The organism is Paenibacillus sp. FSL K6-1230 (assembly GCF_038002385.1).
GTDB lineage: Bacteria > Bacillota > Bacilli > Paenibacillales > Paenibacillaceae > Paenibacillus > Paenibacillus massiliensis.
In genome coordinates, this window is sequence record NZ_JBBOCK010000001.1 from 1,114,662 (window position 1) to 1,130,499 (window position 15,838).

18 protein-coding genes are annotated in these 15,838 nt (G+C 48.8%); 8 read left to right on the plus strand and 10 right to left on the minus strand.

The window, feature by feature from the left end; translation table 11 throughout:
- Positions 1–88 precede the first annotated feature (88 nt).
- Complete coding sequence (locus MKX74_RS04780; protein ID WP_341177673.1) at positions 89–1,465, plus strand: N-acyl-D-glucosamine 2-epimerase; 1,377 nt, start codon at positions 89–91, stop codon at positions 1,463–1,465.
- 262 nt (positions 1,466–1,727) lie between these two features.
- Here MKX74_RS04780 and MKX74_RS04785 read toward each other — a convergent pair whose 3' ends face one another.
- Together MKX74_RS04785 and MKX74_RS04790 are read right to left on the minus strand one after the other, a co-directional pair.
- Positions 1,728–2,402, minus strand: coding sequence for a peptidylprolyl isomerase (locus MKX74_RS04785; RefSeq protein WP_341180513.1), 675 nt, complete (start codon positions 2,400–2,402; stop codon positions 1,728–1,730).
- Positions 2,403–2,849: 447 nt separating this feature from the next.
- Positions 2,850–3,110 carry a YqkE family protein gene (locus MKX74_RS04790; protein WP_018885127.1) on the minus strand — a complete coding sequence of 87 codons (261 nt, stop codon included), beginning with the start codon at positions 3,108–3,110 and terminating at the stop codon, positions 2,850–2,852.
- Positions 3,111–3,316: 206 nt separating this feature from the next.
- On the opposite strand from MKX74_RS04790, the gene MKX74_RS04795 reads away from it, so the two are divergent.
- A complete protein-coding gene (locus MKX74_RS04795) occupies positions 3,317–4,534 on the plus strand; it encodes an MFS transporter (protein WP_018885126.1) in 1,218 nt (405 codons plus the stop codon).
- A 287-nt stretch (positions 4,535–4,821) separates the two neighbouring features.
- Here the strand turns inward: MKX74_RS04795 and MKX74_RS04800 are convergent, their stop codons facing one another.
- The 3 genes from MKX74_RS04800 to MKX74_RS04810 form a co-directional block, all read right to left on the minus strand.
- Entirely contained in the window at positions 4,822–5,106 is a 285-nt protein-coding gene (locus tag MKX74_RS04800) for a hypothetical protein (RefSeq protein ID WP_341177674.1), read from the minus strand.
- 29 nt (positions 5,107–5,135) lie between these two features.
- The gene (locus MKX74_RS04805) at positions 5,136–5,297 is read right to left on the minus strand and encodes a hypothetical protein (RefSeq protein ID WP_018885124.1); all 162 of its coding nucleotides are present in this window, start codon (positions 5,295–5,297) and stop codon (positions 5,136–5,138) included.
- A gap of 124 nt (positions 5,298–5,421) precedes the next feature.
- The gene (locus tag MKX74_RS04810; RefSeq protein ID WP_341177675.1) at positions 5,422–5,688 is read right to left on the minus strand and encodes a hypothetical protein; all 267 of its coding nucleotides are present in this window, start codon (positions 5,686–5,688) and stop codon (positions 5,422–5,424) included.
- 288 nt (positions 5,689–5,976) lie between these two features.
- On the opposite strand from MKX74_RS04810, the gene MKX74_RS04815 reads away from it, so the two are divergent.
- A complete protein-coding gene (locus MKX74_RS04815) occupies positions 5,977–6,267 on the plus strand; it encodes a hypothetical protein (protein WP_028591139.1) in 291 nt (96 codons plus the stop codon).
- Positions 6,268–6,411: 144 nt separating this feature from the next.
- A complete protein-coding gene (locus MKX74_RS04820; protein WP_341177676.1) occupies positions 6,412–8,298 on the plus strand; it encodes an ATP-binding protein in 1,887 nt (628 codons plus the stop codon).
- 61 nt (positions 8,299–8,359) lie between these two features.
- Here MKX74_RS04820 and MKX74_RS04825 read toward each other — a convergent pair whose 3' ends face one another.
- The gene (locus tag MKX74_RS04825; protein ID WP_028591137.1) at positions 8,360–8,596 is read right to left on the minus strand and encodes an NHLP leader peptide family RiPP precursor; all 237 of its coding nucleotides are present in this window, start codon (positions 8,594–8,596) and stop codon (positions 8,360–8,362) included.
- 143 nt (positions 8,597–8,739) lie between these two features.
- Complete coding sequence (locus MKX74_RS04830) at positions 8,740–9,675, minus strand: hypothetical protein (protein WP_341177677.1); 936 nt, start codon at positions 9,673–9,675, stop codon at positions 8,740–8,742.
- 127 nt (positions 9,676–9,802) lie between these two features.
- Between MKX74_RS04830 and MKX74_RS04835 the strand changes: the two genes are divergently transcribed.
- Entirely contained in the window at positions 9,803–10,318 is a 516-nt protein-coding gene (locus MKX74_RS04835; protein WP_018885118.1) for a hypothetical protein, read from the plus strand.
- Positions 10,319–10,408: 90 nt separating this feature from the next.
- Here the strand turns inward: MKX74_RS04835 and MKX74_RS04840 are convergent, their stop codons facing one another.
- Entirely contained in the window at positions 10,409–11,638 is a 1,230-nt protein-coding gene (locus MKX74_RS04840) for an acyltransferase (RefSeq protein ID WP_341177678.1), read from the minus strand.
- Positions 11,639–11,921: 283 nt separating this feature from the next.
- On the opposite strand from MKX74_RS04840, the gene MKX74_RS04845 reads away from it, so the two are divergent.
- From MKX74_RS04845 to MKX74_RS04855, 3 genes are all read left to right on the plus strand, one after another.
- Entirely contained in the window at positions 11,922–12,404 is a 483-nt protein-coding gene (locus tag MKX74_RS04845; protein ID WP_341177679.1) for a YhcH/YjgK/YiaL family protein, read from the plus strand.
- Positions 12,405–12,529: 125 nt separating this feature from the next.
- Positions 12,530–12,874, plus strand: coding sequence for a helix-turn-helix domain-containing protein (locus tag MKX74_RS04850; protein ID WP_028592002.1), 345 nt, complete (start codon positions 12,530–12,532; stop codon positions 12,872–12,874).
- A complete protein-coding gene (locus MKX74_RS04855; protein ID WP_169445793.1) occupies positions 12,796–13,680 on the plus strand; it encodes an IS3 family transposase in 885 nt (294 codons plus the stop codon). Before MKX74_RS04850 ends, MKX74_RS04855 begins: the two co-directional genes overlap by 79 nt.
- Before the next feature lie 109 nt (positions 13,681–13,789).
- On the opposite strand, the gene MKX74_RS04860 is transcribed toward MKX74_RS04855, so the two are convergent.
- Positions 13,790–15,058 carry an MFS transporter gene (locus MKX74_RS04860; protein ID WP_341177680.1) on the minus strand — a complete coding sequence of 423 codons (1,269 nt, stop codon included), beginning with the start codon at positions 15,056–15,058 and terminating at the stop codon, positions 13,790–13,792.
- 252 nt (positions 15,059–15,310) lie between these two features.
- Positions 15,311–15,808 carry a preQ(1) synthase gene (queF, locus tag MKX74_RS04865; protein WP_018885114.1) on the minus strand — a complete coding sequence of 166 codons (498 nt, stop codon included), beginning with the start codon at positions 15,806–15,808 and terminating at the stop codon, positions 15,311–15,313.
- Between the last annotated feature and the right edge of the window lie 30 nt (positions 15,809–15,838).

The following is a 15,838-nucleotide window of genomic DNA, read 5'->3' on the forward strand; positions in this document are numbered from 1 at the left end:
AGACACAGAGACACAGTATAGTTACAGACACAGATTCCGATAGATATGCAGTCCATATCTAGCAGCAGAAGAAGAAGGAGGCGGGGGAATGAGCGCAGGTACGTTGGGCCAGTATGAACGGGTACAGAGACTGATGACGGGAGCTTCTATTCAGATTGATCCGCTATTTGCGTATTACCAGGATCGCTCGGCTGACAGCGTGGCAGTAGAGCTTGAGGCTGCGGGCTATCGCTGTGTCCATTATTTTGTAGTCCGTGAGGATCAGGTCAACGATAAGATCGTAGAAGCTCTCCAGCGACGCGGAATAGCTGTATGGGCGATGATCCTGGGAAATGGGGCGTTCAGCACAGCTCATCTCCCTGAAGGCTGGAAGCAGTGGAGGATGGAGCTGGTAAAGGAGCCTAACGATAGCTATTGCCGACTGTCACCGTTCGCAGAGGAATATGTGCAGTGGCGAAAGCAGGAGGCGGCCCGCTTGGTACAGTGCATACCTTTCGACGGGTTCGAGATTGCCGAGCCTTATTTTCCCGAATGGGAGGGGTTAGCAAGTGGGACCTATGGAGATATCGGGGCACATGCGGCAGCTGTCTTCCAGGCACAATTCGGCTCTGCGATGCCGGATTTCAGAGACAAGCGTTCATCACGTTACTACAAAAAAGTCCCTGAGCTGTATAGCCAGTGGGTCGAACTCAGAGTGCAGGCCGTGAATCACATGATTGATGAAGTAATTAATGGAGCCGGTGGTGTTCGTCAAGCCAGACCGGATATTCAAATAGCGACCTGGTCGCTTGCTGTCCAGAGTGGACGGAAGGGGCCTGCGTTACTGCGGGAATGGCAAGGACTCGATGCCGTCTCCATGATTCGTCAGGTCAAGCCCGATATGCACATTCTCCAGACGCATTGGCCAGACTGGATGAAGACCAGATTACCTGCAGATTACATTACAAAGTATCGAGAGTTCCTTGATCCAATCCGTTCCAGCTATCCGGAGCTACCCATTGGTATTCAGGCGGATATTGGCTCGCTTCCTCGTATGGTACGCGGGACAGATTGGCTGCGGCAATTTGCTGCCCATGTTCCCGCAGCTGGATTTGATGCTTGGACTGCCTATGAATACCATGTTGGCGGTTATATGTACGAGCAGTCCCCGATCCCATTATCGGTCAGTCGTTCAGCGGCTGATGAGCTTGTCGTTACCTTCAGCAAGCGCATTGAGACGAATGCTGCACTAAGTGTTGGTCATTATCCTCGTCAAATCTCTGATTACGTTGTGGAGGAACTGCGTATACGCTCATCAGAGACGGATGGGAATCGCCTGTATCTGCTGCTTGAGGGACTACCTACCGGAGCTTTTGTTATGCGCCTGAGCGGAGTACAGGATACGCCCCAGCTCTGGCTACAGAAGCGCAGGAAAGCGAATTCTGTTCCTGCCGATACCCATGTTCAGGTACCTAGCTGGAGATAATCTCTCACTGGAATCCGCACCTAAAGTGACTCAAGTGCGTATAATTAGGGTAAAGAAAACGTATACATGATACATGAGCTTAGTTTCTCAAGATCACTTAGGTGGGTTCCGATGCAGGATCTCCTATACTTAAGCAGAGAGACCGCATGCATCGCATGCGGTCTCTGGTCCCAGGATATGAAGCTGAGATATAGATCAGGTTATGGTCACGAAAGATTGATCCGAGTTTGGATTATGCTCATCCTGAAGAATGGGCGCTCTCTTATTGTACTTTTACAGGCTCGGGGTACTCTTTACCCAAGGTGTCGATCGTTACCTTCTTCATAACTGGTGGATCATTTGGACGATCATTTGCACCGCGAGGAAGATTGACGATCTCCTCGACAACATCTTGTCCTTCCGTTACTTTACCGAAGGCCGCATATTGACCATCCAGCTGGCTGGCATCGGCTGTCATAATGAAGAATTGCGAGCCGGCAGAATCCAGACTTTGTGAGCGTGCCATGGAAATCACGCCTGTAGTGTGCTTCAAAGTGTTATCAAAGCCATTGGTTTTGAACTCACCTTTGATACTGTAGCCAGGACCACCTGTACCCATTCCTTCAGGGTCTCCACCCTGAATCATGAAGCCCGGGATGACCCGGTGAAAGATCAGCCCGTCATAGAAGCCCTGCTTGGCAAGGCTAATAAAGTTATTCACCGTATTTGGTGCTACCTCCGGATAGAGCTCAAGCTTAATCACTTTGCCGCTGTCCATCTCGATCGTTGCAATCGGATGAGATATCTCGCCCGTGCCTGCGGTAGATTCTGTCGGAGCTGCCTCTGGTGTTGGCGCTGGAGTCGCAGCAGGCTTCGAGCCGCAGCCCGCAAGAATCACCATGAGTACAGCAAGAAGGCTGATCAGGATAGTGTATCGTCTGGAACGCTTTTGATTCATAAAGTTCATCGTTTCTACTCCCTTGTACATGATATGTAACCTGATTGTGTGCGGTAACTTGGGTATGGCGGTATTGAATTGCTGCTGGATGCCCATACTGCTGCTATCCCAAGGAAAGGGGAAGAGAACAATATGGAGATGAATACGAAATTAATCAAAGGTCTGGCGTGGGGGCTGCTGTTCAGCCTTCCGGTATGGACCGTCGTCTGCTATTGGTTGCTTGCTATACAGGATTGGCTATAGTCTTAAAGATTACTCTTTTCATATACATTTTTCATATACATGCACTAAGAAGCATGTTGCCAAGCCGGAGCCCAGAGGGCTGCGGCTTATTTAGATGTTAGAATGTATAAGCTGTCATCAGGGTTAGCTACTTCATCATCGCAAGAAAAGAAACAAACCACTAGCCTTACTTAGCCGCATCCTGAAATGTACGTCAGCCGACGCTCATTTATGCTTTTGCCAGTCCATCTTGCTGTTGTTCAGCAGATACTCAAAATCATTATCCAACCGGGCTTGCTCAGCCTTGCGAGCCTCGGCGGCTCGTGTACGCTCTTCCTCCGCTTTCTTGTCCTGTTCGGCCTGAGTAGCTTGTGCTGCGGCCTTCAACTGGGCAAGCACATCACTGCTTAGCATATCCTTCAAGGTAGCAGGCTTATCCGGTGCAGAAGGACGAGCAGCTAAAGGCTTCTTATTCTTTTTAGCCATACAATCCTCTCCCAACTCTTCAGGTATTCCATTGGTTACAGCTATTTATTATATCAGCTTCTTCAGCGACATGCACCGAGGCTGGTGTGACGGATTCCATAGACCCGATGCTCGTGGGACTGTTGTAATTAGCTATTGATGTCAGGTAAGCTGGACATTTTCGGAAACAGGCGTAGAATGGAGGCAACGGAAAGGACGTGTGCACGATGGACTTCTCTTGGAAACGCAATCTGGTAGTGCTATGGATCGGTGTGTTTTTTTGCAGCACGGCCTATTCCATCTCGATCCCCTTTCTTCCGATCTATCTGACCACGGAGCTTGGTGTAACAGATCGTCTGGAAATCTGGTCTGGAGTGGCTTTTGGGATCACCTTTTTGGCCAGTGCGCTGATCTCTCCATTCTGGGGCTCACTGGCAGATAAATATGGACGCAAGCCGATGCTCATCCGTTCCGGATTCAGTCTTGCCGTTCTTTATTTATTGAATTATTTTGTGAGTGATCCTTACGCTTTTCTTGTACTAAGAGTATTTCAGGGCTTGCTGGCCGGGTTTGTACCGGCAGCCATTGCGCTCGTCGGGACAAATACCCCAGAGGAGAAGACAGGCTATGCACTGAGTATCATGGCTACCTCGGGTGCCACAGGCAGCATCATAGGGCCACTGATTGGCGGCGTAGTTAGTCATTATTACGGGAATCGAAGTGCTTTTCTGTTCTCTGCCGTGGTCGTTCTGATCTCGGCACTGATCGCTACGATCGGCGCGAAGGAGCACAAGCTGAATAGCTCTGCCCCTCGTTCTCATATCAAGGATGATTTGAAGGTGGCCTTTGCCAACAAGCCCTTTGTGCTGCTCCTTGGCATGGTAGCTCTCAGTTCATTCTCGGTCATGATCCTGGAGCCACTAATTACGGTATATGTCATGGAAATGGGTGTTGATCGAAATAGCGCCTCGCTAACCTCTGGCATTGTCTTCTCCGCTGTCGGAATTGCCACGGTGGTCATGGCTCCACGCTGGGGAAGAATCGGCTCCAGAATCGGGTTCGGCAAGGTGCTGTTCATTGGTCTGATCGGCTCGGGAATCGGTAACATATTGCAGTTTTTTGTAACGGATTTTGTAGGCTTCGGTGTGCTTCGCTTTGCATACGGACTATTCTATGCAGGTGTGCTGCCCTCTATTAATGCCATGATCGTTCAAGTCACGGAACGCGAATTTCGTGGACGGGCATTCAGCCTTAACCAGTCGGCATCCCAGCTGGCAACGATGGCAGGACCAATACTGGGAGGATTGCTCGGGTATCTGCTACCGATTCGCTGGGTATTCATCATTAATGGCATCATGCTTCTGGTGGCTGCAGTTCTCTTATACAGCAAGGCGAGAGCCATGGAGCCCAGAGTGCAAGCCAAGACAGCTCATTCTGCCCGGTAAGGTTATCAATATTACGATAAGATACTTCATGATTATGACGAGCTATCCAAAACACAGCGACTAGCCAGATTACCCGAGAACACAGAAGAAGACAGCCGCCTCATGAAATGGGTCGGCTGTCTTTCATTCTCTGTGAGCTTGTGCCCACTCCGATCTATCTATTCGCCCAGAAAGTATCTAATGGGCTGCTGCTGTAAAGTTCCCTTGAGTATACTTGAGATAAGGATGCTTTGCTATTGCCCGAGGTTATCCATACAGTACCTTGGGTATCCGAGCTATGTGGCGAGCTACGTATCCGAGCGCTCCTGAGGTAATGCAGACCCCGGGCCTCGTGGTCGATGATCTGCGCTCCCGCTATCACGCATACGATCCTCAAACGGGTCTGCAAGTGCCGACCGTACAGGTTCAGCTTTCTTGACGTCAGGGATTGAAGCCAATCCCTCGTGATCAGTGACGGTGCCTACATATTCCATATCACTCTCCGGAATGTCCGCCTCTGCACTTGGTGGAGAGAGCTTCTTATAGCGTTCGTAGGCCAGATCAGCCTGACTTAATGGGTCCTTATACATCATGCTTCATCTCCTTGTTCATGCGGATCGTATCATAGCATCGGAAAGACGTAGCGGACCAGAAAATACAGAAATCCAAAAAAGATAATAATATAGGCAGCATACTTGATGAATGTGGAGGCTACCCGGCTGGAATCGGAGGTTCTCCTTACTTCGGTACGTTCCATATCGACCTTGCGATGTTGTTCACTCATGATGTAACCCTCCTTGAATTCGGCGAATAAAGTATCTTGACACCACTTTAAACGGGTAACGGAGGCTTGAATCATAATTATAGTCTGTGTCAGTTGATTGCTATGTCTTTGCATAGCTTCAAGCTTAGCCTGATGTACGCTCAGGATGTGAAGACGCCACTTCAGCGTTATCAGGAGGCGTATCCTCTTCGCCATCGAAGCCGTTCAGCAGGTCGATTCCGTGAAGTAGCTCTTCGGGTGCAGAGGGATCAATCGGGCTGTTGGGACTGAGTACATCTGCATCAGGTACATTTTGGAGCGTCTCATTTTCTCCCTGTGTCAGATTGTCCCAGTTGTTCTCTGCGTTCTGCAATGACGGCTCCGTGTTCAGTCTCGGGTTATCATTAGGCATGACAATCATCTCCTTTGATAAATTAGATTGTGCATCTTTGTTGATCCTCTGAAATAATATGACCATGTTCTCTTGAATAAGAGACATCGCCACCTATGGCTACCTATGGCCTCTTATTGGCACCTTACCCCAACTACGCCAAGGTCAAACGGCGCATGAGGGTGATGAAGTATATATTACCTAGGGAAGTGAAAGGCTATTCAACCGATGCCTTATTGCTGTATGATAAATGGACACTTCTGACGCTGGTTTTTTTCAGCAAGGGACCCAACAACGGGAGGTAACACAATGGACTGGCTGACACTCGGACATATGGTGAGGTCTATCAGGATCGGACAGAAGGCGTCTACTCCGGGTTATGGTCGAACGGTGATCCGCCGCCCTGATGGCCTATACTGGGCAAATGGTATTTTGGCGGGCAAGGTTGTTGAACTACGGGACTATCTATTCAGTGATATATGGACGATATATGAGGATGAGGACAGCAAGCAATGGGTGGAATACAGAGATCAGATTGAGAAGCGGGAGCGTGAGATGATTGAGAACCAGTATGAGGAGGCCCGCTTTCGCTCCAGATGAGTTTGTGCATGCTACAAGCAGGTGTTCAAGGCGCGGCTATAGAATTATTACATGTAACATCAAGTTGAGCGAGTATTATAACTTCCATCATAGAAGTAATCACAGGATGGCTACATCGAAAATGAAACTGTTGAGGTGCCTTGCATGAAATACGCTTATAAGGCAATAACGGTTATCTGGATCGTAGTGATCTTCGCTGCAGTTGGCGCTATACCTGCATCAGCTACCCGAGTAGCTTCTACGGATCAGGTTATTCCGACTTGGGATATGAGATGGGCTGGACCAGGTGAGAGAGGGACGATTCATGAGGGTCTGTCCAAGGATCTGTCATGGACGACGGTTACAGGGGATGAGGTTCTGCCGGACAAGCCTGAACGTGTAACTGCTGCGTGGATCCGATTGAAGGTGCCCCAGTTGTATGATGAGATACCGGCTATCTATTTTCAGAATATTTACGGGAAGCACATTACGATCTACAAGGACAACATGATTATGTATGAATCGTACCGTCCTTACAGCTATGAATTGAACAAGGTACTGCTTCCGATCCAGCAGAAGGACAGCGGCAAGGAACTATACATATGGATGGACAGCCGTCAGGATAAGGTTGGAATTAGCGGTAAAGTGGTCGTAGGCGATCATCGGGAGCTGATGGGAGACCTGATCTGGGAGGATATACTGGATATCGTGCTAGGTGGAGCCTTTATCCTAATCGCAACCGTTCTGGCTTTTTGCTCATTCTTTTTATTCCGACCGAATCTGCTTCTCTGGATTTCTTTATGTATCGTGGTGCTGTCGGTAGGCGTGTTGATTGTCACTTATTCTCCGTTCCTGTTCACCTTTTATCGAGAGGGTGGCAAGCTCTATCTGCAATTATTCGATATTTCACTGTACATGTTGTCACCAGCACTCGCCCTGTTCTTCGAGCAGATTCTGGATGATAAGCGTTATATTCGCTGGGCACGGATTTGGCTAACAGGCTACTCCCTGTTCTGTATGGTGTTCATGGTCATTAATTTATCGTCGGGCGATCGTTATTACGATAGCTATTTCGTAGTTAGTGTTCTGCTTCTGGGCGTGCAACTCATCGCACTGCTCCTGCTACTCTTCTCTTCAGTCATTCGGCTGGCGCTGAAGGGGAGTAAGGAAGCCTCGATTATGTCCATGGGGTTCGCATGCTTCTGCTTCTCGTCTGTAGGAGAGCTACTGCTTTATTACGTCAGACAGGGGCAATATGAGTTCTTCTTATGGAAATGGGGCGTCGTTGGCTTCATTCTTTCACTGATTACGATTCTGGGCCGACGCTTGACAGAGAAGCACCGTCAGGTCGTCCAATATTCTCGTGAGCTGGAAATGTTCAATAATGAGCTTCAGCGCTCGGAGAAGATGGATATCATCAGTGATCTGGCTGCATCCGTAGCTCATGAGGTGCGCAATCCCCTGCAAGTGACACGCGGCTTCCTACAGCTCATTAGCGGTCAGGAGAAGGGCAAGAATAAGGGATATCTGGATATTGCTCTAGGTGAGCTGGACAGAGCATCCAGTATTATTACCGACTTCCTCACCTTTGCGAAGCCAGAGCCTGACCATGTGAAGACGCTGCAGCTGCTGGAAGAATTCAGGCATATTGAGGCCATCATCAGTCCAATGGCTAATCTGCAGGGTGATCGCATCTACCTAGATATTCCGCCTGGACTGAATGTGCGCGGGAACTCCTCCAAGCTGAAGCAGGCGTTCATTAATATTATCAAGAACAGCATTGAAGCTTTGGATGAAGAGGGTCAGATCAACATATGGGCATATCAGGAGGGCAAAGAGGTCATCATTCACATTCGGGATAACGGTGAAGGGATGGACTCGCAGACGTTGTCACGTCTTGGGGAACCTTATTTCTCCAACAAGACAAAAGGTACGGGGCTTGGAATGATGGTGACGTTTCGAATTATTGAAGCGATGGGAGGCAGCATTTCATTTACAAGCTCAAAAGGGGTGGGGACAGAAGCTGTTGTCCGATTCCCGTCAGCCGGATAACTCCGGCTTTTTTTTTCGGGTTGAGCTACGATGAGCTTCAGTTCCCCACGGTTAAACGCTGTTACCACCTTGCCTGAGGTCTAACGGCTGATAAGACTCCTGATGGATTCGGTGGCAGCACCAGATAGATTTGATCAGGTGTCTCCTCCAATGTCTTCAGCTGAATATGCTCTGGAAGCTGAATTCCGAGCATCTCCTGAATAACGGACTTAGGATCATGCAGCAGTCTTTCCCGGAACTCCGGATCTTCCCAGGCTTTTTGAATTACCTGTGTTTGAAGAAGTTCATTGATAGCCATCCATATCATCCTCTCCTAAGGGTATGAAGCGCTTGTCCCATCCAGTATAGCATGCAGCTTCGGAATTAGGCTATATTCATGATACATTTTGTTGCAATTTTAAATTATATAAATACCAAACATGCCAAGCAACTTGTGCCCGATCACTCCAAGTGTCTCGACAGCCAATACTCCAATCCCCCTCGCTGCAATCGCTGTTTCCCCGCTTCAAGTGATTCGGCCTCCTCCAGCAGTTCCCTTGCGATTTCCTCGGTGAATTGATGCAAATCCGGAATGACAGGCTGTACTTGCCCAAGATGCTCCGTGATGTCGATTGCGATGTAGGCATATCTCTTCAAGACATCGTGCAGGAAGATAGCCTGTTCAATCTGGTGCGCTTCCAGTCCTTCCATATAGCTGCGTCCATTCTCTGCACTGACCAGTGATAGCAGACAGTTGTAGTCTCCTGCTTCCAGATCTTCTCTCCAGTCTGCCCAGTCATCGGACATCTGCAGTACGACCAATGCGTCATCTATCATGCCAGTAACCGCAGGAATAAAGGCTTCCTTGCTAGCCAGTATCAGGGCTCCAGTACCAGCGAGCTTGAGCGGGCTAGCCTTCAGAGCAACCTTTCTCCGATCCTGCTGAAAATCATCCTTCAATAGCTCTCCAGCGACGCTGTCGGCCCATTCATGGACATATGTACGGTAGTACCCCCAGAACGCTGAATTGGTGGAAAAGTCACGCTGATATATATCCAGGCTTTCCGTTAGGAATAAGTTCGCTAGTACTAGCTGTGTGCGACAATCCTCTGCTTGAGAATCGATCACATCGTCCTGCAGCAGGAAGTACAGCATGACAAAGACATTGCCAAGGGCCAATCGGCGGTAGACATCATGGCTGAGACCCGTGAAATCACGCAGCCAGTAGGGAAGCAGATAACAAATGTAATTGCGCGTACTGTCCTCTTGAAGAGGATCAAAGCGATCCATGTACTGAAGAGCTTGGTTCCGCAGAGCTAGTGGGAATTGATTGACTCGGTCTCGGGCATCTGCAAAAACAATCTCCAGCTCATCCTTGTATGTCGTGTACCATTTCATAGTTAGCCTCCCGCCTTCCAATGTACGTCCCGTTATAGTCACAGGAAAACTCTGCATAATAATGGGACATCCATGTCATAATATTACGGAATTGGAGGAAAAGACAAGACAATAAGGAGGTATAATTGTGGCATTACATTGGAAACGGCCTGTATGGATTGGATGCACCGTGGTCCTGTTGCTGAGCTCAATGCCCATGCATGCACACAGCTCCGAGATCCATCCGGCTCATCCTGCACCATCCAGAGAGCAGAAGTCCGAGCCGGGTCATCATTTACTGTACAGATCACATAGACCTAAGCATTCGTTCATGGCAGAGACAGCTCGACTGCTCGGCATGAGCCGGAAGGAGATACACAAAGAGATTGAAGCAGGCAAGACGCTTGCCCAACTGGCTAAGGCAAAACGAGGCTGGAATGAGGTTCAGTTAATTGATCAGCTCATGCTCGTCATGAATAATAATCAACAGCAAATGCTGAAGGAGGGAAGGCTGACGCCAAAGGAGGCAGAGCAGCGCCAGCAACAAGCGAAGGTGTGGCTGCAGAAGATTGTGAATCAACCATTGCGGGATATCCACGCCAGGGATTCATCTCAATGCAAAGAGCAGAAATCGACCGGTAAAGGCACTGAGCGCTCCAAATAAGGCCGCAACTGTGATAAGACGCAGCGCGACCTTTAGCTATCAACAAAGTAATATTTAAAGTTTGTATTGCAAGGTTCTATACTTTCTTATTCACAGACTGGTTCCAGCTGCCGATTGATCAGCGGAGGTGGAGGTACGTGTCCAAGGCAGCTTCAGAGAACGCTTCTTGCCGGGACCCACGAGCCAGCGGCCAAGAGAAAGTGAGGACAAGCCTCTGCTAATCGCTAGAGAGACGCTAGTGACCACAACAAAGGTCAATAGTGTAGCAATCATGTGATAGCCTTCCAGGGACCATTCCCGGGTTAACAGCGACACCAGTAGCAATACCAGTGCATGAGCTAAATAAGCACCGTAGGAATAGCTGCCCATCCAGGCTAGCATTTTCCGGAACGGTCCTGGCTCCACCGCTGTATCCGTACGAAGTAGCAGACCATAGAGCAGCAGAATCTGCGAAATGATCAACAGGAAGGTGCTTGGCTTGAGATAGGTGGAAATGTTCAGATTCATGGTCGTACCTGACTGGTTCAGCACGGTATAACCCATAATCATGTACAACAGGACGAACGCGATGCCATTCCAGGGCAGGACTTTCATGACCCACCGTCGCCAGGCCCCTATCATTCCCGCACATACGGCTCCCAGTGCAATGTAAAAGAAATACATCAGCACATTATAAGTGCGGAACTGAATGAACGGTTGGAGCCAGCTTGGCATTCGTTCGTACCAGTCAGCCATGTCATAGTAGGACCAGTGCATCAGGAGCGCATAAGCGCAGCCTAGTACAGCTAACAGCATTCCGGTCAGTAGCGTGCGGAAGGTGCTGTCATACCCATTCAGTGCGCTACGGACCCGGTTCACTCCGATCACAACAAGAGGGAACAGAATATAGAACTGGAAGATCATGACGACGAACCACAAATGATAACCTTGAGTCGGGATTATAAATTCCTTCAATAGCCCCGTCCAGAAGGAAGGCTCCGTCCAGGTATGGGACGACCACATACGAGTCACCAGCCAGTAAATGATGGTCCAGAGCATAAACGGAACAAAAATATCAGAGAACCGTCTTTTTATATATTTCGGGTAGCTCACATCGTTCTTGTGATTATAAAATAGCAGCGCCGCTGAAAGAAAAACAAAGGTCGGCGTGCCAAAACGGGTCAGATGATAGATCATAACCAGCATGGTCGAATCCGGCTGCAAAATATCGCTTCTGTAAATATACTCCCCGATGCTGTGCTGCAGCACAATAGCCATAAAGGCAAGGCCGCGCAGCTCGCTCCACTCCGCAATCCGCGGCTTTCCTTTCTTTTCCAACATGCATGACTCCCTTCTTTCCCTACCCTAACCAACGGCTATTATAACGCAGCAAGATTAATGTAGTATTAATGTCTGAATACCGACGAACGTGTATATCAAAAAGTAGAACTTTATAGAAATATAACCTCGTAACATCGCTCAAAAACGACCATAACGTAGCAATATATACCTGAGCTGTGCGATTTGGCATATACAATATCCTATCCAGCGTTTATAATGATACCGCTTACTTTTTTCTAATTTGTGAAATTCATCCTATTCAGCAAAGTAAGGAGCGACGGTAATGTTTATTGGTCGACTTTCGGACTGGGCGCAAGAGAAAGAGCTTTTGCACCCAGCTATTCATCAAGCGATGGCGTTTTTGCAGCAGACGGATTTTTCGGGCCTGGAGAATGGTAGATATGATATTGATGGAGATCGGATCTTTTGTCTACTGCAGGAGGCTGAGACAGCACCTACAGCAGAGAAGCGTCCAGAGGCGCATGAGAGATTTCTCGATATCCAGTATTTGATCCACGGACGGGAGCGTATCGGTACGGCCCGCTTGAATGGACAACCTGTGGAAGAAGATTTAATGAGTGAGAAGGACATTGTATTTTTTGCAAGAGAAATGACTGATGAGATCGATGTTATTTTGGAGGAGGGTATGTACGTGCTCTTCACGCCACAGGATATTCATCGTCCATGCTGTGAAGCCGGTAGCAATATGACCATTCGCAAGGCAGTAATCAAGATAGATAGTCATATTCTGAAGTCTGCAGAATAACCAGTACATCAACAAAGCTAATACACCTGCAAAGCCACCAGAGGCGGTCTGAAGTGCACCCCTTAGAATAGACATTGGAAAAACCCCTTGGTTTAACCGATGAATTTCTAGGGGGTGCATTTTTAATGGCTATTAAAGGTCAAAAGTTTAAGACGTATTCCGAGGAACTCAAGGTGGAGGCAATTCGCCTGCACGTAGAGGAAAAGTGGACGTATCGGCAGATCAACGATCATTTCGGAATCCAAGATCAGGGTCGGATGAAGCGTTGGATGCGAAAATACCGTGAGAAAGGTGAGTTTGGTCTATTGGATCAACGAGGAAGGCGGAAAGAATATTTAGATCAGGAGCGATATGTTCAGCAGTTGAAACGGGAGAATACGATGCTAAAAAAGTGTTTGGAAATCTGGATGCGGGAGGGAAAGAACAGCGCTTCAAGCTCATTGAGCAAGCAGCGGACATCGGCCAAGTAGCTGAATACTGCCAACTCCTTGGCGTCTCTAGAAGTGGTTACTACGCATATTTGAAGCGGAAGAACAACGACCCAGACGCCGGTGCTAAACGACTCATCCGCACGGTGTATAAACGCTACGAAGGAAGGTATGGCTACCGGCAGATCCAGCTGTTCTTGTGGCAGGATGAAGGTGTATGGATGAATCACAAGAAGGTGCTGCGCCTTATGCAAAAGCTCGGTCTTCAAGCCAGCATTCGCCGGAAACGTCGATTTAATATGACATACCAGGCTGCCGAGCGTGTAGCTGATAATCTGCTTAAGCGAAATTTCACAGCCGAAAAACCAAGCCAGAAATGGGTGACGGATGTGACTCAATACCGGGTAGGCGAACGCTGGTTGTATCTCTCAGCAGTCAAAGACCTATTCAATAACGAGATTGTGGCCTACCAACTTAGCGAACGTAACGACAATGAGCTGGTCCTCCAGACCTTTGCCAAGGCATTTGCAAAGCAAAAAGACGTGACCGGATTGGTCGTTCACAGCGACCAAGGGTTCCAGTACACGTCTCATGCTTACCACGACATGCTGCCAAAGGTTGGCGCCCAAATCAGCATGTCTCGCCGGGGCAATTGCCTAGACAACGCCTCCATGGAGAGTTTCTTCTCGCATCTCAAAACGGAAGGACTCTATCCCTATGATATACGAAATCTGGCAGAGGCACAAAGACGAATTGAGAAATACATACGTTTTTACAACCGAAGACGACCACAGCGTAAATTAAACAAACTGACGCCGGTAGAGTACCGACGCCAGTTTCTAGCTTAGGTGTTTTTTCAATGTCCACTAAATGGGGTCTTGACCAGTCTGCAGGTGTATTTTTTTTATTAGATAATAGCATGTAAAGCTATCAGCGTAGCCCGAATGAAAAGTAGGTCTAGACTTCTGCACCGTTCTCCTCAGCCCAGCGATTAAGCGTGCGGTCTGATGGAAGCAGGTAAGTCAGTATGCCGAGCAGTGGCAGGAAGCCAGATACATACATAACGGTCGTAATCCCCGCGAAGTCTATCCAGTTCCCCATGACGAGGGCGCCCACGCCACCCAGACCAAAGGCAAGCCCGGTGATCAGCCCTGAGATGGTGCCGATCTTGCCAGGTACCAGCATTTGTGCATAGACGACGGTGACAGAGAAGCTGGACAGGAGAATGAACCCGATCAGCGCAAGCAGGATACCCGTCCAGAACAGATTGGCATAAGGCAGTAACAGGGCCATTGGCGCAGCCAAAGCCATCGACAGGAAGATCACATTGCGTTTTCCGAAGCGGTCAGCCAGCGGACCTCCGAAGAAGGTACCGACGGCACCTGCCGCAAGAAACAGGAAGATGTACAGCTGTGCACTGCTCAGATCCACCTTGAACACCTCCATGAGATAGAAGGAGTAATAGCTTCCGATGGAGGAGATGTACCATGAGCGAATGAACACCAGTAATACGAGCAGTACGAGAGCCGTCGCGATTCGTCGCCGCACATCGGGATGAATCGCGCGTGAATTCGTCTGCTTCCGCCGCTGGACTCCAGCAGTGAGCATGCGACCATACCAGCGTGCAATGAAGATTTGTACCGCAATCCCTGCAGCAGCGACTCCAGTGAACCAGATCGCACCGAACTGCCCCAGCGGGATGAAGACGAGACTCGTCAGGATTGGTGCCAGGGACTGACCAGCATTCCCGCCGACCTGAAAGATGGATTGGGCCAATCCACGACGGGCTCCGGCAGCCATATGGGATACCCTCGACCCTTCAGGGTGAAAGGCTGCTGAGCCAAGGCCCACAAAGGTAACCGCTACGAGCACGGCACTATAATCTTTGGCAAAGGCGAGCAGGAGCATTCCTGTGAACGTAAAGCACATCCCAATCGGTAGCAGGGCTGGTGTAGGCCGACGATCCGCGAACCAGCCGACGACGGGCTGCATGATGGAGGCCGTAAAATTAATTGTGAACGCAATCCAGCCGATCTGCGTGTAGCTTAGCTGCATGGATTGCTTCAGAATCGGGAATATAGCTGGAATGACGGATTGAATCGAATCGTTGAATAAGTGTACAAGACTAATTGCAATCAAGATGTAAAAGACCGTGCCTTGAGGCTGGGCTCCGGATGAGGGAGTCCCTGGGAGCTCTCGCGGCTTGGCGACACTAGGGGCGGGCATGCTCATTCTCCTTTGCAGATCATTGTGACAGCATGCTCGAAGGCTCACACAACATGCTTATGTAAATATACAGATAACAAGTGCTAACAGTATAACACAGAAATGTGAATAAGAGGCCGCCCTCTACCCATTCTACAGAATGATGAAGAGAGCGGCCTTGGAAAGGTACGTGCTGCAGACGTTCCTGAAGTCCGGGCTAGACCATAGCCTCGAATAGCCTCGCCTGTTGCTTATTGCTTATCGACGTGTTGTTTAACGGTTATCAATATTTTCCGGATACATATCGTGGTTCATCATGCGATGCTCAGCCATTTGCTCATATTTCGTGCCAGGCTTGCCATAGTTGGTGTAAGGGTCGATCGAGATCCCGCCTCGTGGTGTGAATTTGCCCCATACCTCAATGTAGCGTGGGTCCATGAGCTTGATTAGGTCATTCATAATGATATTTACGCAGTCTTCATGAAAATCACCATGATTACGGAAGCTGAACAGATACAGCTTGAGAGACTTGCTCTCGACCATCTTGATGTCAGGGATATAGCTGATATAGATCGTGGCAAAATCAGGCTGTCCGGTAATCGGACACAGACTGGTGAATTCAGGACAATTGAATTTTACGAAATAATCACGGTATGGATGCTTGTTGTCAAAGCTCTCCAAAATGCCTGGATCGTATTCAAAGGTATACTTGGTTCCTTGGTTGCCAAGCAACGTAATCTCACTCAGATCTTCTTTTTGTCTTCCTGCCATAAGTAGCACTCCTTATATAAATAAAAATAG